This window comes from Streptomyces sp. NPDC055140 (assembly GCF_053607285.1).
In genome coordinates this window covers 1-25,072 of record NZ_JBSGTG010000042.1, presented here as the reverse complement: position 1 = coordinate 25,072, position 25,072 = coordinate 1, and the positions used below count along the sequence as shown (strand labels likewise).

Annotated in this window: 18 protein-coding genes and 3 pseudogenes; 10 read left to right on the top strand and 11 right to left on the bottom strand. The window is 70.0% G+C overall.

From position 1 onward, the window contains the following. The first annotated feature begins 199 nt into the window (after window positions 1-199). From ACWFR4_RS42685 to ACWFR4_RS42670, 4 genes and pseudogenes are all read left to right on the top strand, one after another. A complete protein-coding gene (locus ACWFR4_RS42685) occupies window positions 200-2,605 on the top strand; it encodes a SpoIIE family protein phosphatase (RefSeq protein WP_453656876.1) in 2,406 nt (801 codons plus the stop codon). A 607-nt stretch (window positions 2,606-3,212) separates the two neighbouring features. Then, window positions 3,213-6,089, top strand: a complete 2,877-nt coding sequence (locus ACWFR4_RS42680) for a DEAD/DEAH box helicase (RefSeq protein ID WP_453656875.1) — start codon at window positions 3,213-3,215, stop codon at window positions 6,087-6,089. Then, window positions 6,086-7,336, top strand: coding sequence for an SWIM zinc finger family protein (locus tag ACWFR4_RS42675; RefSeq protein WP_453656874.1), 1,251 nt, complete (start codon window positions 6,086-6,088; stop codon window positions 7,334-7,336). The genes ACWFR4_RS42680 and ACWFR4_RS42675 overlap by 4 nt, the downstream gene beginning before the upstream one ends. Before the next feature lie 491 nt (window positions 7,337-7,827). Next, window positions 7,828-7,974, top strand: a pseudogene (locus ACWFR4_RS42670) (RidA family protein); the annotation flags it as partial. A gap of 28 nt (window positions 7,975-8,002) precedes the next feature. On the opposite strand, the gene ACWFR4_RS42665 reads toward ACWFR4_RS42670, so the two are convergent. From ACWFR4_RS42665 to ACWFR4_RS42650, 4 genes are all read right to left on the bottom strand, one after another. Further along, window positions 8,003-9,190 (bottom strand): FG-GAP repeat domain-containing protein, encoded by a 1,188-nt coding sequence (locus ACWFR4_RS42665; RefSeq protein WP_453656873.1) that lies wholly within the window; start codon window positions 9,188-9,190, stop codon window positions 8,003-8,005. A 568-nt stretch (window positions 9,191-9,758) separates the two neighbouring features. Then, window positions 9,759-11,144, bottom strand: a complete 1,386-nt coding sequence (locus ACWFR4_RS42660) for an MFS transporter (protein ID WP_453656872.1) — start codon at window positions 11,142-11,144, stop codon at window positions 9,759-9,761. A gap of 205 nt (window positions 11,145-11,349) precedes the next feature. Next, a complete protein-coding gene (locus ACWFR4_RS42655) occupies window positions 11,350-11,805 on the bottom strand; it encodes an RpiB/LacA/LacB family sugar-phosphate isomerase (protein ID WP_453656871.1) in 456 nt (151 codons plus the stop codon). Window positions 11,806-12,216: 411 nt separating this feature from the next. After that, window positions 12,217-13,212 (bottom strand): LacI family DNA-binding transcriptional regulator, encoded by a 996-nt coding sequence (locus ACWFR4_RS42650; RefSeq protein ID WP_453656870.1) that lies wholly within the window; start codon window positions 13,210-13,212, stop codon window positions 12,217-12,219. Window positions 13,213-13,326: 114 nt separating this feature from the next. Between ACWFR4_RS42650 and ACWFR4_RS42645 the strand changes: the two genes are divergently transcribed. Together ACWFR4_RS42645 and ACWFR4_RS42640 are read left to right on the top strand one after the other, a co-directional pair. Continuing rightward, complete coding sequence (locus ACWFR4_RS42645; protein WP_453469971.1) at window positions 13,327-13,725, top strand: integrase core domain-containing protein; 399 nt, start codon at window positions 13,327-13,329, stop codon at window positions 13,723-13,725. A 293-nt stretch (window positions 13,726-14,018) separates the two neighbouring features. Beyond that, entirely contained in the window at window positions 14,019-14,753 is a 735-nt protein-coding gene (locus tag ACWFR4_RS42640) for a dienelactone hydrolase family protein (RefSeq protein ID WP_453656869.1), read from the top strand. A 17-nt stretch (window positions 14,754-14,770) separates the two neighbouring features. Here the strand turns inward: ACWFR4_RS42640 and ACWFR4_RS42635 are convergent, their stop codons facing one another. The 5 genes from ACWFR4_RS42635 to ACWFR4_RS42615 form a co-directional block, all read right to left on the bottom strand. Beyond that, window positions 14,771-14,956 (bottom strand): hypothetical protein, encoded by a 186-nt coding sequence (locus ACWFR4_RS42635; protein WP_453656868.1) that lies wholly within the window; start codon window positions 14,954-14,956, stop codon window positions 14,771-14,773. Between the two features lie 514 nt (window positions 14,957-15,470). Next, window positions 15,471-15,875, bottom strand: coding sequence for a nuclear transport factor 2 family protein (locus tag ACWFR4_RS42630; RefSeq protein WP_453656867.1), 405 nt, complete (start codon window positions 15,873-15,875; stop codon window positions 15,471-15,473). Window positions 15,876-16,026: 151 nt separating this feature from the next. Next, window positions 16,027-16,776 (bottom strand): hypothetical protein, encoded by a 750-nt coding sequence (locus tag ACWFR4_RS42625; protein WP_453469934.1) that lies wholly within the window; start codon window positions 16,774-16,776, stop codon window positions 16,027-16,029. A gap of 695 nt (window positions 16,777-17,471) precedes the next feature. Continuing rightward, window positions 17,472-17,753, bottom strand: a complete 282-nt coding sequence (locus tag ACWFR4_RS42620) for a penicillin acylase family protein (RefSeq protein WP_453656866.1) — start codon at window positions 17,751-17,753, stop codon at window positions 17,472-17,474. Window positions 17,754-17,799: 46 nt separating this feature from the next. Further along, window positions 17,800-18,666 carry a UbiA family prenyltransferase gene (locus tag ACWFR4_RS42615; protein ID WP_453656865.1) on the bottom strand — a complete coding sequence of 289 codons (867 nt, stop codon included), beginning with the start codon at window positions 18,664-18,666 and terminating at the stop codon, window positions 17,800-17,802. A 148-nt stretch (window positions 18,667-18,814) separates the two neighbouring features. Between ACWFR4_RS42615 and ACWFR4_RS42610 the strand changes: the two genes are divergently transcribed. The 4 genes from ACWFR4_RS42610 to ACWFR4_RS42595 all read left to right on the top strand — a co-directional run bounded on the left by ACWFR4_RS42610 (window position 18,815) and on the right by ACWFR4_RS42595 (window position 22,595). Next, entirely contained in the window at window positions 18,815-19,873 is a 1,059-nt protein-coding gene (locus tag ACWFR4_RS42610; RefSeq protein ID WP_453656864.1) for a type III polyketide synthase, read from the top strand. A 26-nt stretch (window positions 19,874-19,899) separates the two neighbouring features. Then, on the top strand, window positions 19,900-20,424 hold the full coding sequence (locus tag ACWFR4_RS42605; protein ID WP_453656863.1) for an isoprenylcysteine carboxyl methyltransferase family protein: 525 nt from the start codon (window positions 19,900-19,902) through the stop codon (window positions 20,422-20,424). After that, window positions 20,421-21,434: an NAD(P)/FAD-dependent oxidoreductase gene (locus ACWFR4_RS42600; protein ID WP_453656862.1), complete on the top strand. Its 1,014-nt coding sequence runs from the start codon at window positions 20,421-20,423 to the stop codon at window positions 21,432-21,434. Before ACWFR4_RS42605 ends, ACWFR4_RS42600 begins: the two co-directional genes overlap by 4 nt. A 423-nt stretch (window positions 21,435-21,857) precedes the next feature. After that, window positions 21,858-22,595, top strand: a complete 738-nt coding sequence (locus ACWFR4_RS42595) for a flavodoxin family protein (RefSeq protein ID WP_453656861.1) — start codon at window positions 21,858-21,860, stop codon at window positions 22,593-22,595. A gap of 195 nt (window positions 22,596-22,790) precedes the next feature. On the opposite strand, the pseudogene ACWFR4_RS42590 reads toward ACWFR4_RS42595, so the two are convergent. Beyond that, window positions 22,791-23,126: pseudogene (locus ACWFR4_RS42590) on the bottom strand (transposase); the annotation flags it as partial. A gap of 678 nt (window positions 23,127-23,804) precedes the next feature. After that, window positions 23,805-25,057, bottom strand: a pseudogene (locus tag ACWFR4_RS42585) (RNA-guided endonuclease InsQ/TnpB family protein). Window positions 25,058-25,072: the final 15 nt, after the last annotated feature.

The following is a 25,072-nucleotide window of genomic DNA, read 5'->3' as shown; positions in this document are numbered from 1 at the left end:
GGAAAACCGTTGCAGTCGAGGGCGGCGAACGCTTCGGTTCTCACCTGCGCCTACGACCGTGACCCGCGGCCCCACGAGCCTTGGGCGGTCCGGCCGACCGCTGTCACAGGTGGTTCCGTCCGCGCTCTGGTGAACGGCATGGCCTCAGCGCACTGGCGCGCGGTTGCGGGAACCGTGACCGTGAATGGAGGCTGTCAGGGTGGAGCACCATGCGGCGCACTTCCCGGACCGGTTCGCCGGCACGGCGGCCATGGACCGCTGCGGTGTGATCACGGCCTGGGGCGGCTCGGCACCGGAACTGCTCGGGTACAACGCGGACGCGGTGATCGGGCTGCCTGCGGTCGAGCTGCTGGCGGCCGGCGCGGACCGCCCGAAGGCGGCCGCTGCAGTACGCAGCTGCAGGACCGGCGAGAGTGTGCGCGGTGAGCTGACCGCCCGGCACCGCGACGGGCGCGGCGTGGACCTTTTGGTACGGGCCTGGCCGGTCGTCACCGAAAGCGGCAGTGACTGGTTCGCGATCTTCATCGAGGCGGCAGAGATTCGTCGCTGGGACACCGACCGGGCCGTGGTGGACGGGCTGTTCGAGCAGGCACCGGTCGGGCTCGCGGTTTACGACCCCCGGTTGCGGTTCCTCCGGATCAACGACGCGCTCCAGGAGATCCATGGCATCCCGCGGAAGGACACACTCGGGCGGCGCCTGAGTGAACTCTTCCCAGGGCCCGAGGCCGACCGTATGGAGGCGAGACTTCGCAGGGTGCTGGAGACCGGGGAGCCGGTCACCCAGGAGCACGGCGCTCCCGTGCCCGCGCTACAGGGGTGGAGGAGGGAGTGGAGCAGCACCTCCTTCCGCCTGGTGAACCCGGGCGGCACGGTTCTGGGCGTGGCCTCCGCCATCGTGGAGGTCACCGAGCGCAACCGGGCCCGCGACCGGCTGGTGGTGCTCAACGACGCCAGTACGGAAATCGGCACCACCCTCGACGTCACCCGTACCGCTGTCGAACTCGCCGCGGTGGCCGTCCCCCGGCTTGCCGACTTCATCGCCGTCGACCTGCTGCAGGGCATCGCACTCGGTGAGGAGTACGTCCCGGGCCCCATCGGCGGCGGGGCCGTACTGCACCGCGCGGCCATCCGCTCGGTCCATGAGAATGCCCCGGAGGCGAGCTATGTGCCCGGCGCGCTGATCACCTTCCATCCGGCCACACCGCAGGCCCATGCCATGGCCACGGGCGAGGCCGTGCTCCTGCCGACCCTGGAAGGCTCGGAGGACTGGGTGGCCCACGACCGGCACCGTGCCGGGAAGATGGCCACTGCCGGAGTCCACTCGGTGATGGTCGTCCCGCTGCGCGCCCGGGATGTCACCCTCGGCGTCGCCCACTTCTACCGGTGGCAGCGCCCCGACCCCTTCGACGCCGACGATCTGACCGTGGCCGGGGAGGTCGTGGCCCGCGCGGCGGTGTGCGTGGACAACGCCCGCCGCTACACCCGCGAACGCGACGCCGCACTTACCCTCCAGCGCCGCCTGCTCCAGGTCACCACGCCCCAGCTCAGCGCCGCGACCACCGCCCACCGCTACCTGCCCGCCGGCGGCCGCACCGGCGTCGCGGGCGACTGGTTCGACATCATCCCCCTCTCCGGGGCCCGCGTAGGCCTCATCGTGGGCGACGTGCCCGGCCGCGGCATCCACGCCGTGGCCGAGGCGGGGCGACTGCGCACCGCGGTCCGCGCCCTCGCCCAGCAGGACCTCTCACCCGATGAACTACTCATCCAGCTCGACGGCATCGTCAGCCAGGCCGCCGACGGCGAGGACACCCCCGGAGCACCCACCGCGGGCATCGGCGGCAGCTGTCTGTACGCCGTCTACGATCCGGTCTCCCACCGCTGCACCCTCGCCTGCGCCGCCCACCCTCCCCCGCTGATCGTCGAGCCGTCCGGCAGGGAACGACTGCTCGACCTGCCGTCCGGTCCGCCCCTCGGCCTCGGCGGTATGCCCTTCCAAACCACGGATGTCGAGCTGACCGAGGGAAGCATCCTGGCTCTGTACACCGACGGGCTGCTGCGCGGCACGAGCGGCCGCGGCGACATCGACGCCGGGCTGGACAGACTCCGCCGGGCCCTCGCCCGCCCCGACAGCGACCTGTCGCACATGTGCGACACCATCCTCGACACCATGCTGCCCGCCGACGGCGGCGCGGACGACGCCGTGCTCCTCCTCGCCCGCACGCACGCCCTCGGGCCCGACCGCGTCGCCACCTGGGACCTGCCCCTCGACCCCGCCATCGTCGGCCAGGCCCGCAGCCTGACCACCAGCCAGCTCACCGCCTGGGAACTGGACGAACTCGCCTTCACCGCCGAACTCGTCGTCAGCGAACTGGTCACCAACGCCATCCGCTACGCCCACGCCCCCATCCAACTGCGCCTCATCCGGTCGACCTCGCTCATCTGCGAGGTCTCGGACGCCAGCAGCACCTCACCCCACCTGCGCCAGGCAGCCGACACCGACGAGAGTGGCCGCGGACTGTTCATGATCGCCCAGATGGCCCAACGGTGGGGCACGCGTCACACCCTCGCCGGCAAGACCATCTGGGCGGAGTGCACCGCCCTGTGACCATCACCTTGGCAAGATGCGCAATGCAGCGAAAAAGTGGATCACGGATAACCGACGAGGCGGCAGGACTACTGGCGGACCGACGGCGCGGCCTGGGCCGCGCCGTGCCCCAGGCCGGGAAGTCCGGCGAGTGGACGGAGCCGTCCGCCGCATGACGCCCACTCATCGACAGGTCCGGGAGCGGGGAACTTCCCCTCGGCTGCCTTCCGTGTCGCTGTGGCACTCGCTCGCCGCCTGACCGCAAGACGACACCACCCCCGGCCGTCGATTTCGCCGCCGGTCATCCGGCGGGCGTCGCACATCAGTTGGTCAGATAGGCGCGGGGGCAGTGGCGAGCAGCGTACGGGCTTCTTCGGTGAGGGCTTCGAGGACTTGCGGCGGCCACGGCTCTTCGGCATACCTGCCAGGCAGCGACAGGAGGCTGCGTGACGGTCAGGCGCGTCGGCCCCGCACGGGAACACCGGGTGAGTGCGCCGCGCTGGCCCTGCCGTGTCTGACGGTCGTGCAGCTTTGGGCAGAGTTTGCCGGTGCCGATTCGTCGTGCTGTAGTCAGGCTGTCGTATGTCGTCGCAGGCGGTGGTCACCGTAATGGGGAGGGCGGCCTGGCATGGCCCGCATGATCGTGTCGGCTCCCAGCAAGCAGAGTCCGGCGTTGGAGCCGCTCGCCCCACCGGAATTCGCGGACTGGGTACGGGATGTGCTGGACGGGGGCTGGGCCGCGGTGTTCGTGCCCGGTGAGCCGGACCGCCTTGGCCGTCTGCACCTGTGGCAGCCTCCGGATGCCGCCGTACCGCTCTCGCCACTGCCGGATGATATCGAGGCGGGGCAGGTCGAGTTGGTGCTGCCGCACCTCCGCTCGGTGCGCCGCCGTACCGTCGGCTCGTACGCTGTCCCTCCCGCCGTGGCCGTTACCGCGTTGTCGGGCGCCGTAACGATGCATCCGTCCACAGCCGCCTGGGCGGCAGCCGCCCGTCTGACCCTGAGCATGCTGGCCGAAGGACGGCTGTATCCGGCGCTCACCGACTCCGCGTACGACGTCTGGCGGATCGGTCCGTACGGAGCCACATGGCGCCGGGCCGTCGATGAGCTCGCTGCCGCGTTCCCGCCGTACGCCCACTGCCTGCCGCTGGCCGGCACCTCGCCCTTGCAGATCGTCGAACCGGCGGCGCTGATCCGGGACTTCGCCGACGCCGTCGCTGACGCGCTGGCCCGCACCCCGGCCGCCCCGCTGGCCCTCGGCCGCCTCCCCTACGCCCGGCGGGAGGCACGTCCGGTCCCCGCACTGCGGGAGTGGGCGGAAGAGACCGACACGGCTCTGTCGGCGAAGGTCACCGTCAGTCTGCGCGTCGAACCACCTGCCGGACGGCGGCAGCGTTTTGGGGCCGTGGTGCAGCTGCATACCGCCGACAACCCCGCTCTGGTCGTCGAGGCCGCCGACCTGTGGGCCGATCCGGCCGCCGTGCAGCGGCAGTTAGGGCCGCGTGCGGAGACCGAGACGTTGCTTGCGCTGCGCCGTGGTGCCCGCGCCTGGCCGCCGCTTGGGCGGCTCCTCGAGGAGGCCGCGCCCGAGCGGCTGTCGTTGGACGACAACGAGGCACTCGACCTGTTCGGAGATGCCACCGATGCCCTGCGCGGCGCCGGGATGGACGTGCACTGGCCGCGCGAGCTGGTCAAGGCCCTCACCGCGCGAGCGGAGATAGGTGCACCGGGCGCACCTGGCTCTGCCGCGCCCGCGCTCCTTGACGCGGGCAGCCTGCTCGACTTCCGCTGGCAGCTCGCGCTCGGCGGCGATCCGCTGACCGAGGCGGAGATGGACACCTTGGCCGAGGCACGCCGCCCGCTGGTCCGGCTGCGCGACCAGTGGGTGATCGCCGACCCGAAGCTCGTCGCACGTGCGAAGCGCCGACGGATGGAGCCGCTCTCCCCCATGGAGGCGCTCACCAGCGCCCTGTCCGGCGAGGCGGAAGCGGACGGCGAACACGTTCCCGTGCAGGCCACCGGGGCGCTCGCTGCGCTCGTCGACCGCATCCGCGACCCGCAGGTCCGTGAACCGGTACTCCAGCCCACCGCGTTGAAAGCCACCCTGCGCGCCTACCAACTGCGCGGCCTGGCCTGGCTGGCCGACATGTGCGAACTGGGTCTGGGCGGCTGCCTCGCCGATGACATGGGCCTGGGCAAGACCATCACCCTGCTCGCCCTCCACCTGCACCGGCAGGAGCACCCGGCCACCGTCGGCCCCACCCTGGTGGCTTGCCCCACCTCGTTGCTGGGCAACTGGGAACGCGAGGCCTCCCGGTTCGCGCCGGGCACGCCGGTACGCCGTTTCCACGGCGCCGACCGCCACCTCGACAGCCTGAAGCGCGACGAGATCGTCCTGGTCACTTACGGGGTACTGCGCCGCGACCGCAAGCAACTCGCCGACATCGACTGGTCGTTGATCGCCGCCGACGAGGCACAGCACGCCAAGAACCCCTACAGCGCCACCGCCCGTGAACTGCGCGCCCTGCCCGCCCGCGCCCGCGTCGCCCTGACCGGCACCCCGGTCGAGAACAACCTCTCCGAGCTGTGGGCGATCCTCGACTGGACCACCCCCGGCCTGCTCGGCCCGCTGCCCGCCTTCCGCGAGCGCCACGCCCGCCCCGTCGAGTCCGGCACGGATCCAGAAGCCGCCGAACGCCTGGGCCGCCTGGTGCGCCCCTTCCTACTGCGCCGCCACAAGTCCGACCCCCACATCGCGCCCGAGCTGCCGCCCAAGACCGAGACTGACCGGATTGTGTCCCTGTCCACGGAGCAGACCAGCCTGTACGAGGCCGTGGTGCGCGAAACCATGGACGCGATCCGTGACAGCGACGGCATCGCCCGCCGCGGCCTCGTACTCAAGCTCCTCACCGCGCTCAAGCAGATCTGCAACCACCCCGCCCAGTACCTGCGCCAGAGCGGGCCACTGGACTCCGGCCGCTCCGGAAAGCTCGAACTCCTCGACGAACTGCTGGCCACCATCACCGCCGAGGGCGAGTCCGCCCTGGTCTTCACCCAGTACGTGGGGATGGGACGGCTGATCGAACGCCACCTGGCCGAGCGGGGGCTGACGCCCCTGTTCCTGCACGGCGGCACCCCGGTGGCCCGCCGCGAGGAGGTGGTCGCCGCCTTCCAGTCCGGCACAGCCCCCGTGTTCCTGCTGTCCCTCAAGGCCGCCGGGACCGGCCTCAACCTCACCCGCGCCACCCATGTCGTGCACTACGACCGCTGGTGGAACCCGGCCGTCGAGGACCAGGCCACCGACCGCGCCTACCGCATCGGCCAGGACCGCCCCGTCCAAGTACACCGCCTGATCACCGAGGGAACCGTGGAGGACAAAGTGGCCAGGCTTCTGGCATCCAAGCGGGCCCTCGCCCAGTCCGTGATCGGCTCCGGCGGAGCGGCCCTCACTGAACTCGGCGACGACGAACTCGCCGAACTCGTCACCCTGGCCCGGCGCTCATGAGCACCACGCCGCGCCGCACTCCCACCCGCGGCAAACGCGCCTTCGCCACCACCTGGTGGGGCCAGGCCTGGGTCACCGCCCTGGAGGACTCCACCCTCGACGCGGGCCGGCTCTCCCGCGGCCGCACCTACGCCCGCAAGGGCATGGTCCTCGAAGTCACCATCTCAGCGGGCATCATCAAGGGCCGGGTAGAAGGCAGCGAGCACCACCCCTACCGCACCTCGGTCCGCGTCCCTACCCTCACGAACTCCCAGTGGGACACGCTCCTTGACGGGATCGCCGCCCGCGCCGGCCACACCGCCGCGCTACTCGAAGGCGAAATGCCCCAAGGGCTCACCGACGATGCGCGCACCGCGGGCGTGCCCCTGCTGCCGCTGCCCACCGAGCTGGACCCCGACTGTTCCTGCCCCGACTGGGGCTACCCCTGCAAGCATGCCGCCGCCCTGTGTTACGCCATCGCCGCCGGCATCGACACCGACCCCTTCGTCATCTTCACCCTGCGCGGGCGTACGAAGGAGAAGGTCTTCTCCGAACTGCGGCGTCGCCGCATCCCCCGGCCCGCGCCCGACAGCACACCTCCTGCCCTCTCGGGCATCGTCGCGGCAGCGGCGTATGCCGGCTGGAAGATCCAACCGCCCACGCTGCCCAAACCGCCCCAGCACACCACCGGCCTGATCCCTCGCCTCCCGACGGACCCTCCACCGTCCTTGGGCCTGTCGGCAGAGGGCTTGCACCGGCTCGCTGCAGACACCGCCACCCGCGCCGCCCACCTGCTCACCGGCGACACGACAGTTCTGCACCTCACGCAGCGTCAGGACGCCGTGCGCCTGGCCGCCGCTCACCAAGACGTCGAGTGGTTCCACGGCCTCCAGGTTGGCACCGGGCTGCGCCCGAATGAATTCGCCCGACTCGTGCGCGCCTGGCGTCATGGCGGACCCGACGGCGTCACCACCGCCGAGCAGCCCAACACCCCCTCTCCCGCTGTCATGACCGCAGCCCGCACCACCCTCACGCGCACCCTGACCGAGATCCGCGACGACGACACCGCCGCGCCCCGGCTGCGCACCTGGCGCAACCGTCTGACCGTCGACCACACCGGCCTCCAACTCCGGTACGGCCCCGACACTCGCTGGTACCCCTACGAGCAGCTCGCCGACGGCGATTGGTGGCCCTGCGGCCCTGCCCACCCCGACCCTGCCACCACACTCACCAGCGTCTGGGACAGACGCCGGCTGCCCGCCTCATGAAGCCGATCGCCAGGCTCCGTACCAGCTCATCAGCAGCTTTCAAGAACACGACCCGCACCGTCGTCGTGGTGCAGGTCGCCACGGCCGACTCGGCCCAGTGCTACGCCAGCACCGCGACGCACACTTGCTCCGTGACCAGCCGCCCGCCGAAGACCTGTCCGTCGCGCTCCCCCACAGCGACGACAACGCCGTGACGTCGCTGCAGCATGCGGACGTACGCCCGCTTCACGCGAAATGACGGTGGCCGAACCACGTACGACCGCCAACGCCGCGCGCCGCTCTTCCCCGCGTGGAAGGCAACGGCACAACCATGGCGACCAGGCAGTTCAAGGACAAGGCAGTGCACGTGCCGGACCGCGCCCTCACCGAGATCGCGCCCGGGCTAACTGTTGCAGTCGAGGGCAGCGAACGCTTCGGTTCTCACCTGCGCCTACTGGAAAGCCGAGCCTCATGAGGGGTGCCAGGGAACGGGTCAACCCGCCCGAGCTCCCCCCGACCAGTTCACCGGCGCCGCCACGACCTGCTCACCGCGCTGCGGCACGCCGACGGACCTGGCGCGGGTGACGGTATACGCGACGGACGTGGTCGACTACCGGACCCACATCCGCGAACTCGGCCGTATCTGCCGGGAGTTGGCACGGGTTTGGCATGTACGGGGTTCGGCACCTAAGGGGCGAAGTCGCGCGTGGAAAAGGACATCAGGTCGTGCCGCGCCGCGACGTCCGTCACCCACCAGTAGGAGACCCCGCTGCTCCCCGGGTCCGGGGAGCAGACGAGGACCAGTTCCTGTCGGCCGTCCCTGTCGAAGTCCGCCGCGGTGACGGGCATCGCGTACCGCGAGTGCTTCGAGACCTTCTGGCCGTCCACCCGGGCGGGCATCCGGCGCGCCACAGGGGTGCGGCGCTCCCCGTCCACGTACGTGAGGGTCGCCCAGGAACCGGCCAGGTATCCATCGCGGCTGTCGCCGTCCGGGTCCATCGCGAGGTACGGGGTGCCGCCCAGGCCCCGCTCCTCGTGCCGCACGGGTGCGGCGCCCGCGCCCGGGTACAGGAACCATCCGCCGAAGGCCTGCGACGCCTCGTCCCGGAATTCGGGTTCGACCGCGTCGTTGCGGGAGCCGCTGTCGCTGACCGCCAGGTCCTGTGTGCCGTCGCCGTCGAAGTCACCGAACTCGAAGGCGTTGCCGACATGGGTCTCGCGGCCACGGGCCGAGCCGTTCAGGTAGAGCGTCCCGGCGGTCTGCTCGCCGTCGTCGTCGTGGTGCAGATACAGCGGGGTCGCGCGGTGCGCGTCGGTCGCGTCGACGGGCGCCGCGAGCAGATCGATGCCGCTGGAGTCGGGGAGCGTACGGAGGCGGGACGCGGCCCCGGCGCGGCTGAACGGGCCGAACAGGATCCGCACATGACCCGGACTCGTGTCGGGTCCCGAGGTGCTTCCGCCGCCGATCGCCAGGTCGAGGTGGCCGTCCCCGTCGAAGTCGCCCCGAGCCAGCGGATCGCCGGCCGCCACCAGGGCGCCCGGCGGCAGCACGAGTGGCGTCGCGGGCCGCCCGGTCGGACCGTGCGCCGACCCCCACGCCACATAGGTGACGGAGCGGCCGGTGGCGGCGCGCTCCGTCGTCACGAAGTCGGGGAAACCGTCCCCATCCAGATCCGCGCTGCGTACGGAGTCGACGCCCAGGGAGTCGCCCTGGTCATAGTCCGGGTCGGTTCGTTCGGACAACCTCAGGTCGCTGCGCCCGTACACGGCCCGGGTCGCCGGATCGAGTCCGTGTGCCGACCCGAACACGAAGCCGATCCGCTCGTCCCTGCCGCTCTGGTCCGCCGCCGGGCCCTGCGCCGTCGACACTGTCATCACCAGATCCGGGTACCCGTCCCCGGATGTCGTCGGGGTCCTTGGACCCCTGCCCGGCGGCGGGTGCCCGGATCGCCTTCGGCTCCCTGGGCGCGGCCCCGTCCGAACCGCCGTGCGGCGAGGCCGACTTGTGGCCGTCGTCGGCGCCGCCCCCGCATCCGACGAGCAGCGCGAGGGCGGCGCCGATGGCGACAACGGCGGAGGCGGTGCGCGATGGACGCTTCATGCGCTCGCTGTCACCCCGCGCCCGACCCGGAGCCCCGGCCGCGCCCGGATCGTTGCCGAACGGCGCCTGGACGCCCCAAGAGGTCGGCCGTGGGACGTCGTGCTCGGCGCGCGTGACGTCGTTCATGGGAAGGGTCTCCCACCCTGCCCACCAGGCCCGCCCTCGGTCGCCGGGGCCGCAGCGGCGACCCCGCGGCGAGCGGCGATGCCTCGTGGGGATCAGAAACGGGCGCTCACCACGATTCGCACGTCGCACCTCGTACGTCGACGTACAGGTAGGCAAGGCCGCCGGCCCGGGCGAGGCGGCGTGCCGCGGACTCGCGGGTGAGTCGGAGAGCAGAGTTCACCGAGCCTCAGACGAGAGTGGCAGGACGCCACTCGCCGGTGTCCCTGAAGCGGTCTGAGTACGCCTTTCCTCTGCAACAAGGCCGAGCACGCGCTCCCGCTCATCGCGGCCCCAGGTCTCCTTGGTCACGAGGATGCCGCCGAGGCCGATCACAGCCGCGGCGAGGTAGAGCAGCGCGGCGCCCGGCCAGCCGAAGGCACCCACCAGAGCGGCGGCGAGCAGTGGGGCGAAGCCGCCGATGGCCGCGGCGACTTGGTAGCCGAGCGAGGCTCCCGAGGTACGGGTCGCAGTGCGGAACTGCTCGGTGAGCAGAGAGCCCTGGGTTCCGGTGAGTGATGCGTGGATGAGGCCGATACCGATGATGAACACCGTGACCACAAGCGCGGGTTGGGCAGCGTTGGTGAGCAAATACATCGGGAAGGCGAAGAGGATCGCCGCCGCACAAGCCGTTATGTAGATGGGGCGGCGTCCGATGCGGTCGGTGAGCGCGCCGGCGAGGAAGGTGACCGCAATGGCAAGGATGCTGGCGGCGGTGATCGCGCCGAGGGCGACGGGCCGGAGGTCGGGGTGGCGTTCCGTGATGTAGCTGAGCAAGTAGGTTGCGGTGGAGTAGTAGGCGAAGGATTCGACGACGCGCAGGGCGATGACGCGCAGGATGCCTCGCCAGTCGTCGGCCAGAGTGGCGCGGAGCGGGTTCTTCTCGGTGTTGCCGCCGGCCTGGGCTTCCTGGAATTCGGGGGATTCGGAGAGCCGGGAGCGGACGATCAGCGCGGCGATCACCATGACGGCGCTGAGCAGGAAGGGGGTCCTCCACTGCCAGTTGCCGTCGAGGGTGTCGCTCCACGCGAACACACCACTGGCCAGGGCAATGCCGAGAGGGTTGCCGGACTGGGGGATCGCCGCGAACATGCCGCGGCGGTGCCACGGCGCATGCTCGTAGGTCATGGTGATCGCCCCGCCCCACTCGGCGCCGAACGCGAGGCCCTGGATCATGCGGATGGCCACGAGCAGGATCGGTGCGAGCACACCGACCTGTCCGTAGGTCGGCAGCACGCCGATGAGGAAGGTGGCGGCACCCATGACGATCATCGCCGCCACGAGGACGGGTTTACGGCCGAACTTGTCGGCGAAGTAGCCGCCGATGGCGCCCCCGAGCGGGCGCATGACGAAGCCGACCGCGAGGGTGGCGAAGGAGAGCAAGGTGCCGACGAACCGATCACTCTCGGGGAAGAAGACCGCTCCGAAGTAGAGCGCGGAGGCGGTGCCGTAGGCGATGAAGTCGTAGTTCTCGACGCTCGTGCCGAAGGCCGCGGCGATCGCGGTCTTGACGCGGTCCTTGGAGCCGAGCACGCTCCGCCGCCCGGCAGGGACGTTGGTGGACATGGGAGTTCTCCTTGAAAGGTCGCCGGATCGACTCCGGCGTCTACGCAGTGAGAAGGATGGGAGGGCCGCACGAGGGGAGGCCGGGTCCTTTGACCGGGTGTTTGGGGCATGACGAGGAGGCGCCCGGCGTAGTCGTTCGTGGGCAGGGCGTTCGGTGTCAGCGAGAGAGAGGGCTCACCCGCTCAAGGGGTGCGTGGGCTGCTTGTCAGGGGGCCGGGGTCAGAGCGTCGAGCGCGTTCAGTTTGGCGACCCGGCGGCGGGTTTCTTCGTCGTTGTCGAAGACGGCACCAAGGAACTCGCGGACGATGTCGGGCACGAGCGCGTGCGGGACCAGCCAGGCCCCCATGGCGATGGCGTTGGCGTCGTCGTGCTCGACGGCCTGGTGCGCGGAATAGGGCTCGTGGGCGAGGCCGCAGCGGACGCCGGGCAGCTTGTTGGCCGCCATGACGGCGCCCTGGCCGGTGCCGCAGACGAGCACGGCCCGATCGGCGGAGCCAGAGAGCACAACCTCGCAGGTGGTGCGGGTGATGTCCGGGAAGTCGACAGGGTCGCAGCTGTGGGTGCCGCAGTCGATCACCTCATGTCCGAGAGCCTCGATGGCCTGGAGGACGGTGTCCTTGAGCGCATATCCGGCGTGGTCTGCGCCGAGGGCGACCTTCATCGGGTGTTCCTTTCAGCAAGGGCGCACTGCGGTTTCGCCATGAAGAGGGCGGACGTTGCAGTGCTCGGTCGGGTGTGACAGCGGCGGTGAGCGCAGCGTGCAGCCGTTGGTCGCCCGCTGCGCGATTGCGTAAGCGCAGCCGACGGCCTTGACGGGGATCGCGTGTTCGGCGCCGGGCCCCATCACGGCGCACAGCCGCACGACCTGAAGGAGTGCCCTCCCACTGGGCAGCCCCACCAGCGAAGATGCCGGGATCGCGAGCGAGGAGATCGAGCAGGGCGGCATCACCGCCGAGCGCATCGGCGAGGAGCGTCCTGGCCGGGCGCGCTGCGACAGCTTCGCCGGGGCCGGGCGGACGGCTGAGGAAGTCGGCGTTTTCGGTGACGGTGGCGCCGACGGCGATCTGGGTGCTCATCGGCTGTCCGGCAAGGCCCGGTCGGCGAAGGTGGTGGGGATGCGTTGCCCGGGTGCTGCTCGGCCGGCGATGAGGTCGACGAGCCCTCGCACACCAAGCCGGCCGATCGACGACGCGCCGTTGCGGACCGCGCTGATGGGCGGCGAGGCGAACTCGAACCAGTCGAGGTCGTCGAAGGAGACGATCTCGATGCGGGCGGCCTGCTCTGCGCCGAGCCGGTCGCGCAGCGCGCGCACGGCTCCCAGGGTGGTCGGACCGTTCGCGCCGAACACGGCCGTGAATGTGACGCCGCGGTCGAGGAGGCGGCACATGGCCTCGGCCGCCCCGCCCGCCAGGAAGTCACCGGCCTCGAGCAGCCTGTCGTCGCTACTGATGCCGTGTGCCTGGCGCCCGGCGAGGTACGCGGCGCGGCGCTCGGCTCCGGTAGAGATCGTGTCCGGGCCGCCGATGAAGGCGACGTCGCGATGGCCCCGACGCTGCAGCCAGGCCAACACCTGTTCCACGCCCTGCACATTGTCCGTGCCGTACAGCGGGGCGTCGACGCCCTCGATGCTTCGGTTGAGGAACACCAGCGGCAGTCCGGACGCGAGCGTGGCCGCGAGCTGCGGCGAGACTGTGCTCTGCGGCGAGAACAGCAGCCCGTCGATGCGTTGGGCGGCGAAGGTCTGAAGGTAGGCGTCGGCCTGATCGGCGTCCTCGTTCGCGTTGGCCAGCAGCACGGTGTATCCGTGGCGGCGCGCCTCCTGCTCGGCGGCGTGAGCCAGCTCGGAGAAGAACGGGTTGCGGATGTCCGAGACGAGCAGCCCCAGTACGTCGGTGCGGGCGCGCCGCAGGGAGCGGGCGGGGCCGTTGGCGATGTATCCCAACTCGGCCGCGGCCGCGAGCACGCGGGACCGGGAGTCGGCCGAGGTCTGACTGCTGCCGCTGAGTACTCGGGACGCGGTGCCGAGCCCGACCCCGGCCCGTGCGGCGACGTCCTTGATCGTGGCCATCCGCCCCACCTCCTTGTGGAAACGTTTCCATGAACAGTATGGAATCAAGATCGCACATCGATCGCGAAATGAGCAAGGCCCCGGAGTGCAAACGCGGCACGCACAAGCACAGCCTTGGGGCCGGAATGTGCCGCGCTGTGCAGCCGGCAGCCCCGCAGCTCTCATCTGGCATGGATCGCTCGTCGGCCGGCTGACCCGCCGGACTGCGCCTGGCCCTCGATACCCTTCGACAATGCAGTACTCGTCCGGGCACTCGACCGCCACCGGACCGCCGGACCGATAGGGAGAGTTGGGACGGCGGGAGACAACGCGGCCATGGAGTCCTTCTTCAGCCTGCTGCAGAAGGACGTCCTCGACCGCCGTTCGTGGGCCACCCGTCAGGAACTGCGGATCGCGATCGTGACCTGGATCGAGAAGACCTACCACCAACGCCACAGACAAGCCTCGCTCGGCCGGCCGCCCCCCGCCGAATACGAAACCGTCATGACCACACCGGCCCTCCAGGCCGCGTGACCAAACCTGTCACCCAAACCTGTATCCCCCCTGCCAGCCAACCGCTGGTGGTGGGACCAGTTCAACGGCCCAAGTCCGACCTCCGCCCTCCCTCCGATAGCCACGGAGCCTCCGTAAAAAAAACCCGTTGGTGGACCACGGCGACCACTGCTAATCTCCCGGAGGCCGTGCGAGAGAACGAGGAGGTGGTACCCGTGAACGCAGTATCGACATGGGTGCTCCCCTCCGGGGTCACGGTCGGGCGATAGGTCGTCCGGGAGCGCCGTTTTAGAGCCCTCTCGAAAGGCACGACCATGCAATTCACTTCTGAGCAGCGCCTCGACGACGGCGTCCTCGAGCGCGAATTCACCCTCGACGGGATCCCCGGCATCCTGTGGACGCCCGGATCCGCATCCGCACCGGCGCCGCTGATCCTGCTCGGCCACCCTCCCCTCGGGCTGCGCAAGATGTACCCCCGGCTGGTGGCCTGGGCCCGGCACTCCGCGGCGGAGGGCTTTGCCACGGCCACCATCGAGCTCCCCGGAAGCGGCGACCGGCCCCGTTGGGCCGCCGCCGAGCAGGCCCGCGCCGACCTGCGCCGGGCGATGGAGGCCAAGGAGCCGGTCAGCGACGAGATCGTCGACGCCCTCATCCTCCCGCTGGTCGAAAAGGCGGTCCCGGAATGGCAGGCCGCCCTGGACGCCCTCCTTTCGCTGCCCGAGATCGGCGGCCCGGTCGGGTACTCGGGGGGAGTGATCTCCATCGGCATCCGGCTGGCGGTGGTCGAGCCGCGCATCTCGGCCGCCGTTCTGTTCGCCGGAAGTTTCGTGCCTCGCGCCATGTTCGAGGAGGCCCGCCAGGTCACCGTTCCGCTGCACGTCCTGCTGCAGTGGGACGACGAAGGGAACGACCGGCAGGCGGCCCTGGACCTGTTCGACGCCCTCGGCTCCAAGGAGAAGTCCCTGCACGCCAATATGGGCGGGCACGCCGGCGTCCCACAGTTCGCGGGGGACGCCGCGGCCCAGTTCTTCACCCGCCATCTGAGCTAGCCGCCGACCACCCGCCGTCAGGCCAGCAGCAGACGGTAGGCGGTGCCGGCCAGGCTGCCGCTCATCGAGGACCGGTCGAGGCCCTCCTCGGTGGCGGTGGCCAGCAGATGCACAACCGCCTCGATCGCGGCGGTACCAGCCATCGGCGGTACCGGCCGGTCGGGGCGGCGCTCGGCCACCAGCGCCCCATCAACTGGGCCCACGCCGCCGACTCGACCACCAGCGCCCGCGCCCGGCCGGGGTTGGTGGCCAGCAGCCGGCAGTACAGGGCAAGGCGCCGGGGCATGGCCTGTCGTCCGTGCAGTCCTCGACTCGCAGGTGCAGGGAGGACAGCTGTGGGAGCTGAGGGTCTTCGGTTCTGCGTGGCACACCACGGCTTGAGCCCGTTCCCTCGCATATGACCGACCCGGCCGTCGCCACCAGCCTGTGGGCCGCCGGCGGTGAGCTGGCCGGGACCGATCCGCGCCTCGACTTCCGGTAGGTGCACAGCCACCCAGGGCGGCCATCCGGTGGCCAACTGCGGTACTCAGTGCGGCCATCGGGGCGCTCAGTCACAACCAGGTGCCTCAACGAGGTCGTTTGTCCAGATCATCGACGCATCGCCGTGCAATCACGGTTGGGCCAGGCGCCGGTGGTGCACAGAGCATCGCGTCCGTGGGTGCGTGCGATGCGACGTTCCAGGCCAGAGGTCAAAAGCTGAGCGGGCCCGCCTGGCGATCAGTCGTCGAAGTAGGCCTTGGCAACGGCGTAGCTGTCCTCGTAGAGGTGGTAGCGGGTGATCTGTCCGTCCCGGACTGTGGTGTGCATTGCGAACGCGGTGTCGATGTCCCGGCCCGTCTTCCTGACCTCGGAGACCATGCGTCCGATGAGCACTACGTCGTCGCCCTCGGCGATGACCTGGCGGAGGTCGAACTCCTTGGCCTGCACATGGGTCTGCAGCAGCTCGAAGAACCTCCGCATGCCCTCCGCCGAGTGGACCTCCGGGACCCAGGGAATGCCCGGCGGATGCGGGATGGAGAACGACACCGAGTCGGCGAACAGCGCCGCCGCCTCCGCACTCTTCCCCTCGGCGAGCAGGGGGAACAAGCGTTGCACAGTCTGCGCCGGTGACTCTGCTGTCATGTCCGTCGACGTTACAGGTCGCGTTGGCGGCGGGCGCGTGATCCAGGGGCGGCCTCCGGGAGGCCGCCCCTGGCGAGCCATCAGCCCGAGGTCGATCCAGCAGCCGCGACATCTTCCCAAGGGCCGATACCAAAGGCCTGCCCCTGGCCTGCTAACCCGCGCTGCCGCGGGTCACGTGCACACCTGCGCCGACCGTGGTCACTTGGGTGCTGCCGTAGCCGGCGCACTCTCCGTATTCCTTGACCCACTTGGTCGAACCGGACAGGGATCCGGAGGAGGGTCCGCCGAACGTGACGTCGTACCGCTGCTGCTGGTCACAGCTGGGCACGTTGTAGTACTCGATAAAGCCCGACTGGGAGGCCTTCAGGTTGCCGGAACCGGCGGGCAACTTGTAGGTGCCGACGGGGATCCGCTGTCCACTGTTGGTGTCGACGACGGTGCCCGACCAGGTGTCTGTGCCGGCCTGGGCGATCTCGACGCGGAAGGTGTGGCCGTACACGGCGTCGAAGTCCACTCCGCAGCTGACACCGGCGCCGCCGTCAGCCCCGTCCGAACAGTTGGCGTGGGTGCTTGTCGTGCCGCTGATGAAGGAGGAGAACACCCCGCGCAGGCGCTGGTGCCCGTTCGCATCCGGCCGCGGCTGCAGTCCTGCGTACCCGATGTCGCTCTGTCCGGTGAACCCGTACTGCATCGCGAAGTAGGTCCCGGATACATGGGCGGTGCCGGTGTTCACGGTGATCGGGAAGTTGAGGGATGTCAGTCCCTCACTGGGAGCCCCGCTCACCGTCCACGACAGCAGTTCGTTCCCGCCGAAGGTCTGCGCCTGTGCGCCAGGTGCCGCGATGAACGGGACGAGTGCGGCGAGGGCTGCTACCGCAATGCGTGTCAACGCTCGTTTCATCTGATGCTCCTCAAGGGGGTGTTGAAGGTGGGCAGAGCCGTGAACGTCTGGGCACCGCCTTCTCGCATGAGTGCTGCAGGCGGGAACGACTGCGCGGTGGTGTCCGCGATACGACTGAGGTGACTCTGTCGCCCCAACTCCTGGGCCGACGCCCACCCCTTGTCCCGCTTCTACGCGCATTCCGGGCACCGGCGCCCCAGTGCCGAGTCCTCTCCGATCGACGTGGAGTGAGGGGAAGGCCACCACCGACCGAGTATCGGCATGTACCTGACAATCCCAATTCCCGTGCAACGTGCTGTTACTTGCCCCCGAAGGAGCGTTGCAGCGACAGCTGCCGCACCAGTAGGCACATTCTTCGTTCGTCAAAACTCTGCAGCCCAATTGCCTGCGGAAGACTATGACGCCCCGTCCGAAGAGTGTCAATACATGCTCGTAAACATGCGACTCCAAGCAGAATCAATCATCGAGGTCGCAGGCAGTCCACCGCCGGGCAGTGGGCCCGCAGCTCGATCAGCCGGGAGTTGAAGTTGATCGGCACAGGCGACTCAGGGAGTAGAGAAGTCCCTCCCCTTCCCGCTCTCGTGCGGGAGCCCGGGGAGCGCGCGCCCCTCACCGCGAGCGGCGGGCAGACGCGCGTGCGGCGCGGATGTCCGCACGGCGCCGACATCCTGCCCGCCCCGCCGGGGCGACCGGCCTCACCCGCCCGGGAGGTACCTCCCCTCGATATGGCCCCGAAGGTCATCCGCAGAGAAGTGGACCGGTCGAAGGTCGCTCTTGGCATAGCGTCCGGCCTGGTTGTTGACGTGCGGTGAGTCGGGGTGTCCGCTCGCGCCGCCGGCGGTCACTGCCCAGGCGCGCACGCACGGCCCGAACTCCACCACCGCGACGAAGCCGGCGCCGTGGTAGCGCTTCGTTCCCCGGTAGGCCTTCGCTCCGAAGGAGGCGAGGGAACCCCAGCGCGAGGAGGCGAAGGGCACCGCGACGCTCGGCTTGGAACCCGTCCCGGCGAAGGCCGCCCGACGATCACCTGACCCCAGTCCCCCGCAGCACAAGCAACGCCACGTCCACCGCCGCCACGACCACGGCCGCACCGAACGCCGTCCGCTCCCGGCGGCGCCCCGTCACCGTCCCCGTCACCGCGACCAGGACGGCCACCGCGAGGGCCATCGCTCCCCATCTGCCGGGTGGGCCGGCGGGGCCCAGTGCCAGAACCGCCGTCGCGGTCACCAGCGGGACCGGGAGCAGCAGGCGCGCACCGTCAGGGCCGAATCTGTGCGGCCATCCCCGTACGCCCAGCGCCAGATCCGAGCGGATGTCCGGCAGCACATCGCCCAGATGGGCTCCGACTCCCAGGAGCGCACCGGCGGTGACGACCCACCAGGGCGGCCACGGTTGCCCCGGCAGTCCCAGCGCCACGAACGACGGGAGCGTGGCGAAACCCACCGCGTACGGCACCCAGGACCATGCTGTCGCCTTGAGTCGTAGGTCGTACGCCCACGCCGCCGCCACGCCCACGAGGTGAACCGTGCCCGCCCACACACCACAGGCCAGCGAAAGCGGTAAGCACAGCGCCAGCGCGACGTATGCGGCCACCCACACATGCCTCGCCTCGACGGCGCCGTCGACGATGGGCTTGCCATGTCGGCCTGCGGCGATGTCACGGCGTGCGTCGAAGGCGTCGTTGCACCATCCGATGGACAGCTGACCTGCCAGAACGGCGACCGTGGTGAGGACGAGTCGCGCGGTGCCCTGGCCGGAGGTCATGGCCATCACGGCCGTCAAGGCGGTGACCACCACCACGGGTGCGGGGTGGCACGTACCGGCCAGGCCGACCGCCCGGCCCGCCCAACTCTCGGTCGCGCCGTCCGCCGCATGCTCGGGAGTGCCCACCCGGCCGAGCGTAGACGCCCCGGCCCCGCCCGGCCTGAGTACGCGCCCGGGGCCGAACGGCCGGACGGGCGATCCCTGGTGGCGAGCCCTCGGCGTGGGGAACACGTGGAGAGCAAGCCAGCCCAGTCGGTCGTCGGACGGGAACCCTATGACGCGGATCGCTGCCGTTCACGGCGCCCTCGCACCGCACCGTCGCGCCCAGTCCGAGATCACCGACATGGTGGCTCGCACGTGTCTGCCCGAGGGCACCGACCGCAGGGTCCTGGACCGGCTGCACCGCAGCGCCAGGGTCGACTCGCGCCACATGACGCTGCCCCTCGACCAGTACGAGGAACTGGACGGGTTCGGCGCCGCCAACGACGTCTTCATCGCTTCCGCCACCGACCTGGGCGGCCGGGCTGTCCGGGACGCACTGCGCATGGCCGGGATGTCGGCGGCGGACGTGGACCTGCTGATCTTCACCTCTGTCAGCGGCATCTCCACCCCGTCGATCGATGCCCGGCTCGCTGTGCGCCTCGGACTGCGGCGGGATGTCAAAAGACTGCCCATGTTCGGACTGGGCTGTGCCGGCGGCGCCGCCGGTCTGGCACGCATGCACGACTACCTCGTCGGCCGGCCCGACCACGTGGCGGTGCTCCTGTCGGTCGAACTGTGCTCACTCACGTTCCAGCGCAATGACGCCACCATGGCCAACCTGGTCGCCACCGGGCTGTTCGGCGACGGGGCCGCTGCAGTCGTCGGGTTCGGGGCACACCGCCAGGCCGAGACCGCCGGCCCGACGATCGTGGACACCCGCAGCCACCTCTATCCGGACACCGGGCGCCTCCTGGGCTGGGACGTAAGGGACTCCGGCTTCCGGGTCGTCCTGGATCCTCGGGTCCCCGACGTCATACGCCGCCACCTTGCCGATGACGTCGAGGGGTTCCTCGGAGACCACGGGCTGAAGAGGAAGGACGTGACTGCGTGGGTGTGCCACCCCGGCGGCCCCAAGGTGCTGGAGGCTGTCGCCGAGGCACTCGACCTGCCCTGTGACGCACTCGATGTGACCTGGCGTCATTTGGCCGAGGTGGGCAACCTGTCCTCGTCGTCGGTGCTCCACGTGCTGCGCGACACCCTGGCCGACCACCGTCCGCCGCCGGGCACGCCGGGTGTGCTGCTTGCGATGGGGCCCGGCTTCGCTTGCGAACTCGTATTGCTGCGCTGGTAGTTCGGATCTCGGAGGACAGAGGACACATGATCTGGTACGAACTGCTGGTGGCCGCCGTCGCGGGCGAGCGCGTCGCCGAACTCGTCGTCGCCCGTCGCAACGAACGGTGGAGCGCAGCCCGCGGAGCAACCGTCTTCGGGCAGGGCCACTACCCGGCGATGGTCGCCCTCCACACCGGACTGCTGGGTGGCTGCCTCTGCGAGGTATGGCTGGCCGACCGTCCTTTCCTGCCTGCACTGGCCTGGCCGATGCTGGCCCTGTTCGCGGCTGCCCAGGCCCTGCGGTGGTGGTGTGTCAGCACGCTCGGGCCCCGCTGGAACACCCGGGTGATCGTCGTACCCGGACTGCCTCTGGTGACAGGAGGCCCGTACCGCTGGCTGCGGCACCCCAACTATGTGGCCGTCGTCGCCGAGGGCGTCGCCCTTCCGCTGATCCACTCCGCCTGGGTCACAGCCACCTCGTTCACCCTGCTCAACGCCGCTCTGCTCACCGTCCGCATTCGCTGCGAGAACCGGGCCCTGGCCGCCTCGACCACGCCCGCCGCGGCGTGATCGACGTACTGGTGGCGGGCGGCGGGCCGGCCGGTCTGGCCGCCGCCATCCACGCCGCGCTCGCCGGCCTGGAGACAGTCGTCGTCGAACCCCGCACCGCGCCCGTGGACAAGGCCTGCGGAGAGGGCGTCATGCCGAGCGGTGTCGCCGAACTGCGAGGACTGGGCATCCAGGTCACCGGCCACGAACTGCGCGGCATCCGCTACGTGGACGGCACGGCACGCGCCGAAGCGTGCTTCCGCGACCGTAGCGGGCTGGGAATCCGCCGTACGACGCTGCACGCCGCGCTTCACCGGCGCGTTCTCGATCTCGGCGTGCGGATGGTGACGGGCAAGGTCGGCGAAGTGCACCAGAGCGCTGACGCTGTCACCGCGGCGGGCACGACGGCCCGCTGGCTGATCGCCGCTGACGGTCTGCACTCCCCCGTGCGGCGGACGGTGGGGCTGGAGATGCCTGGCGTCAAAGACGGCCGCTACGGACTCCGCCGGCACTTCCGCGTCGAGCCATGGACCGACTTCGTGGAGGTCCACTGGTCCGGTGAGGGCGAGGCCTACGTGACACCGGTCGGCGAGGACCTGGTGGGCGTCGCGATCCTCAGCCGCTGCCGCCGCAGCTACGACCAGCACCTCGCCGGCTTCCCCGCCCTCACGGCGTCGCTCCGCGGTGCGGCCGCGACCGACGTACGTGGCGCGGGACCGCTGCGGCAGCGCGCACGACGCAGAGTCGCCGGCCGTGTCCTGCTCGTCGGCGACGCCGCGGGCTACCTGGACGCCCTGACCGGCGAGGGGATCGCTCTCGGCCTTGCGACGGCACGGGCAGCCGTCCGCTGCCTGGCCGCCGGACGACCGCACGAGTACGAGCGCGCCTGGACGCGGCTGACCCGTCGCCACCGGCTGCTGACCGGCGCCCTCCTGGCCGCAGGCCGCCGTCCCGGCACCGCCCGCCTCATCGTCCCGGCGGCATCCCGGATGTCACCGGTATTCTCCGCGGCGGTTCACGCGTTGGAGTAGGAGAGCATCTGATCAATGTTCAGGCGGCTCTGCCCGTTTCATCGGCTTCGATTCGCCAGGTCGGTGTGGATTCTCCGGTGAGTTCGCATCGCCACCTACCTCGCCACCTGGCTGGCACGAATGCGGGGAACTCCATGTGGCAGTGCTGGATCGCCACAGAGCTTGCCAGCGGCGCTCTCCGGAATCTTGGGATTGGGGCGAACGTGCCATTCATCCGGGCATCGTCGAGGACCTCGATGTCGGTACCCGTGATCTGTACCAGCAGGCCGCGCAGCGCCTACTCGGGATCAGCCGACCGCATGTGCAGACCACCAGGGCCATTCGGAGGCTCTGCTGTGGCGGCTGCCGCCGGCCGGGCCCTGCGCTGAGCAAAGTGGACAAGTCGCCGCGCACCAGGTGGCGACAGGGCTCTGGGAGGACCGTATGACCACTTCGTCACCCGCCACCGACGCACCTTCGGCCCGGTACGACGACCTGCGGGCGCTCGTAATCAACTGCACCCTCAAACGCTCGCCGGAGCCGAGCAACACCCAGGGCCTGATCGACCGCAGCACCGCAATCCTGGAAGCCCAGGGAGTCCACGTCGACGTTATCCGGGCCGTCGACCACGACATCGCCACGGGCGTGTGGCCCGACATGACGGAGCACGGCTGGGAGACCGACGCCTGGCCGGACCTCTACCGTCAGGTCATGGCCGCCGACATCCTCGTGCTGGCCGGCCCGATCTGGCTGGGCGACAACAGCTCCGTGACGAAGCGGGTGATCGAACGCCTCTACGCCTGTTCCAGTCTTCTCAACGACACAGGACAGTACGCCTATTACGGCCGCGTCGGCGGCTGCCTGATCACCGGCAATGAGGACGGCGTCAAACACTGCGCGATGAACGTCCTCTACAGCCTGCAACACCTGGGTTACACCATCCCTCCCCAGGCCGACGCCGGATGGATCGGTGAGGCCGGCCCCGGCCCCTCCTACCTCGACCCGGGCTCCGGCGGCCCCGAGAACGACTTCACCAACCGCAACACCACGTTCATGACATGGAACCTGCTGCACCTGGCCCGGGCATTGAAAGATCTCGGCGGCATCCCCGCCTACGGCAACCAGCGCACCGCCTGGGACGCCGGCTGCCGCCACGACTACGAAAACCCGGAACACCGTTGACTCGTACTCCCTCCTGGAGGAGGGAGATTCTGGCCGTCCCGCTCGTTGCCGTGCCGCTACGCGGCACGTGCTTGGGGCGGGATTCCGTGACTTGTGCCCGCCCGGGCAGATGGCGCTCTCGGCCTCCCAGTCGATGGGGAAGTCGGCGCGTGAGAAGCCCTGGTCCTGCCGGGACTGGCGACTGCTGTCGTGCGGGGCTGGTCCCAGCAGTTCCATGCCCCGCTCGGTCGCGGTGATGAACAGGGCGGCGGTGGTGTAACCGGTATCCACGACGTGGACGTCCGGCAGCAACTCCCGTTCCGCGAGCGTCTGGTGAACCGGCTCGGTCATCTCGCTGTCCGCCACCACAGCGTCGGTGGTGGCCACCTGCGTGATCACATGGGGCGTGTCCGGCTCGCAGGTCTCTGTCAGGTGCGCCTTGTAGCCGGTCCAGCCGGAGCCGCGTTTGATCCCGTAGCGGGCGTCGGTGTCGTAGGGCGAGCACAGGCGGTGATAAACCGGTGGGAGGTCCTTGCCCTCCTGCCAGCGCACCCCCTCTCGTCACGGTGGTGCTGCTGGACCCACGATTGCCGCAGCGCCTGCACCGCGTCGACCTCGTGCAGCCAGCCAGGAGCCATGGGTTCGTAGACCGCTTCCAGCAGGAAGAACCCGTCGCGCCCGACCTGCTGGGACCACTGTTCACGGACCTCTTCGCCCTTGGGGAAGCGGAAGTCGTCCCCTCGTGGTCCGTAGCGCTCGGCCCACTCGGCTGTGACCAGACCGGACAGCCACGTCGGGGCCGAGACCGCCGGCGCCTCCAGTACAGCCCGCGATGTCTCGCCGACGAACTCCATCCGGTTCAAGGTGCGCACCGCCGCCAGGACGTGCGTGGAATCGGTCCGTTGCCGGCCACCGGCCTTGCGCAGATTCAGCGCGCGAAGGCGTCCAGCACAAGCTCCAGTGCGCCTTTGCCAACCTGGCGTACGGGCAGGTCAATGGACAATGGTTTGTTCTGCCGGCGCGCAATCGGCGATGTCCGTATCGGCCGGTGCTGCCCGCGCGACCCCTCGCCGGCATACCGCGACGCATGAGGAGTGCGGCGGGACGGTAGCGCTGAACCCGGCGCCCGCACCGCGATGACTTCCTGGCCGCGTCCAGGTCTGCATCATCGATACGAACATCTCGTGTCACCCATCCCGGGAAGGAAGCAGCGCATGGCCGCACTGGTCGTCAACCACCCGGGACTGAAAGTCCCGGGCTTGCACAACGGGCGCCACTGGCTGTGGTGCTGCGTTTGCGTCCTGTCCCACGTCCGGTGTTCGGGGGTGGGTCTGGGGCGGTTGACTGCGCCCCGCGTCGCCACAACTCTTCCGCACGGTGACGGATGTTGCGGGAGCCGTTGCGGTCCGCGTGTGCAACGACACCGCAGGACCGGCATACGAAGCGGGCCTGGGAGACCCGGTTCGCCTTGTCGATGTGCCCGCACTGGGAGCAGGTGCGGGAGGTGTACGCCGCATCGACGTGCACCACCGGGACCCCTGCCTTGCGGGCCTTGTACGCGATGAACGCTCCGAGCTGGGCAAAAGCCCAGGAGGAGTGGGTGGCCCGTTGGGGCTTGCGAAGCCGTACCCGTGCGCGGATGCCCGTGAGGTCTTCCAGGGCGATTCCGCGACCGGTGCGTTCTGCCTCGGCCACCACATGCTTCGCGATCTTGTGGTTGATGTCCCGCGCCCGCCGCGCCTCCTTACGGCGCCGCCTCTTCAGGCGCCGCCTGGCGGACGGAGTGTTCTTACGCTGGAGTTTCTGCCGCAGGACGCGCTCGCGCAGACGCCCGCGGTTCAGCCGGCGTCCGGCCATGATCTGACCGTCCGAGGTGGTCGCGATGTTCACGATCCCCAATCGACCCCCAGGAACTCCACCACGTTGGTCTTGAGTTCGGCCTCGGGGACCTCGCAGGTGGCGATCAGGAACCACATCCCGTCACGGAACAGCAGGTCGGACTCGCCCTTGCGATACAGGACCAGGCGGGCCAAGTGTTCGGGGGCGGCGGTGAACGCCAGTTGCTTCATCCGGCCGGACAGGGTCCAGATGGACACCGTGCGCTCTGTGTGCTGCCAGGACAGCATCCGGTCGTCGTAGGGCTGGGCGCCCTCCGGGCGGAAGGCGATCGGTTTTTCGGTGGCCCGCCGGTAGCGCTTGGAGGTGGGCTTGCCGAGGTTTCCTGCCTTCAGGTTCGCCCTCAACGTGCGGTAGGCGTCGCAGGTCTTCTTGATGACGTGCTGGGCCGCCTGGGCTCCGAGCCCCCACCGGTCCTTGACCGCCGTGTAGGTGTGCTCACGCAGGGCGAAGTTGCGTTTCACATCTCTTTCGAACGCCACGGACGACACCCAGGTCGCCGCCTCGTTGCAGGCATGCAGGGATTCCTCAAGTGCCGCCGCCTGCACGGGCGTCGGCAGGAGCTTCACCTGCACGGTCAACTTCACGACCGTGACGCTACC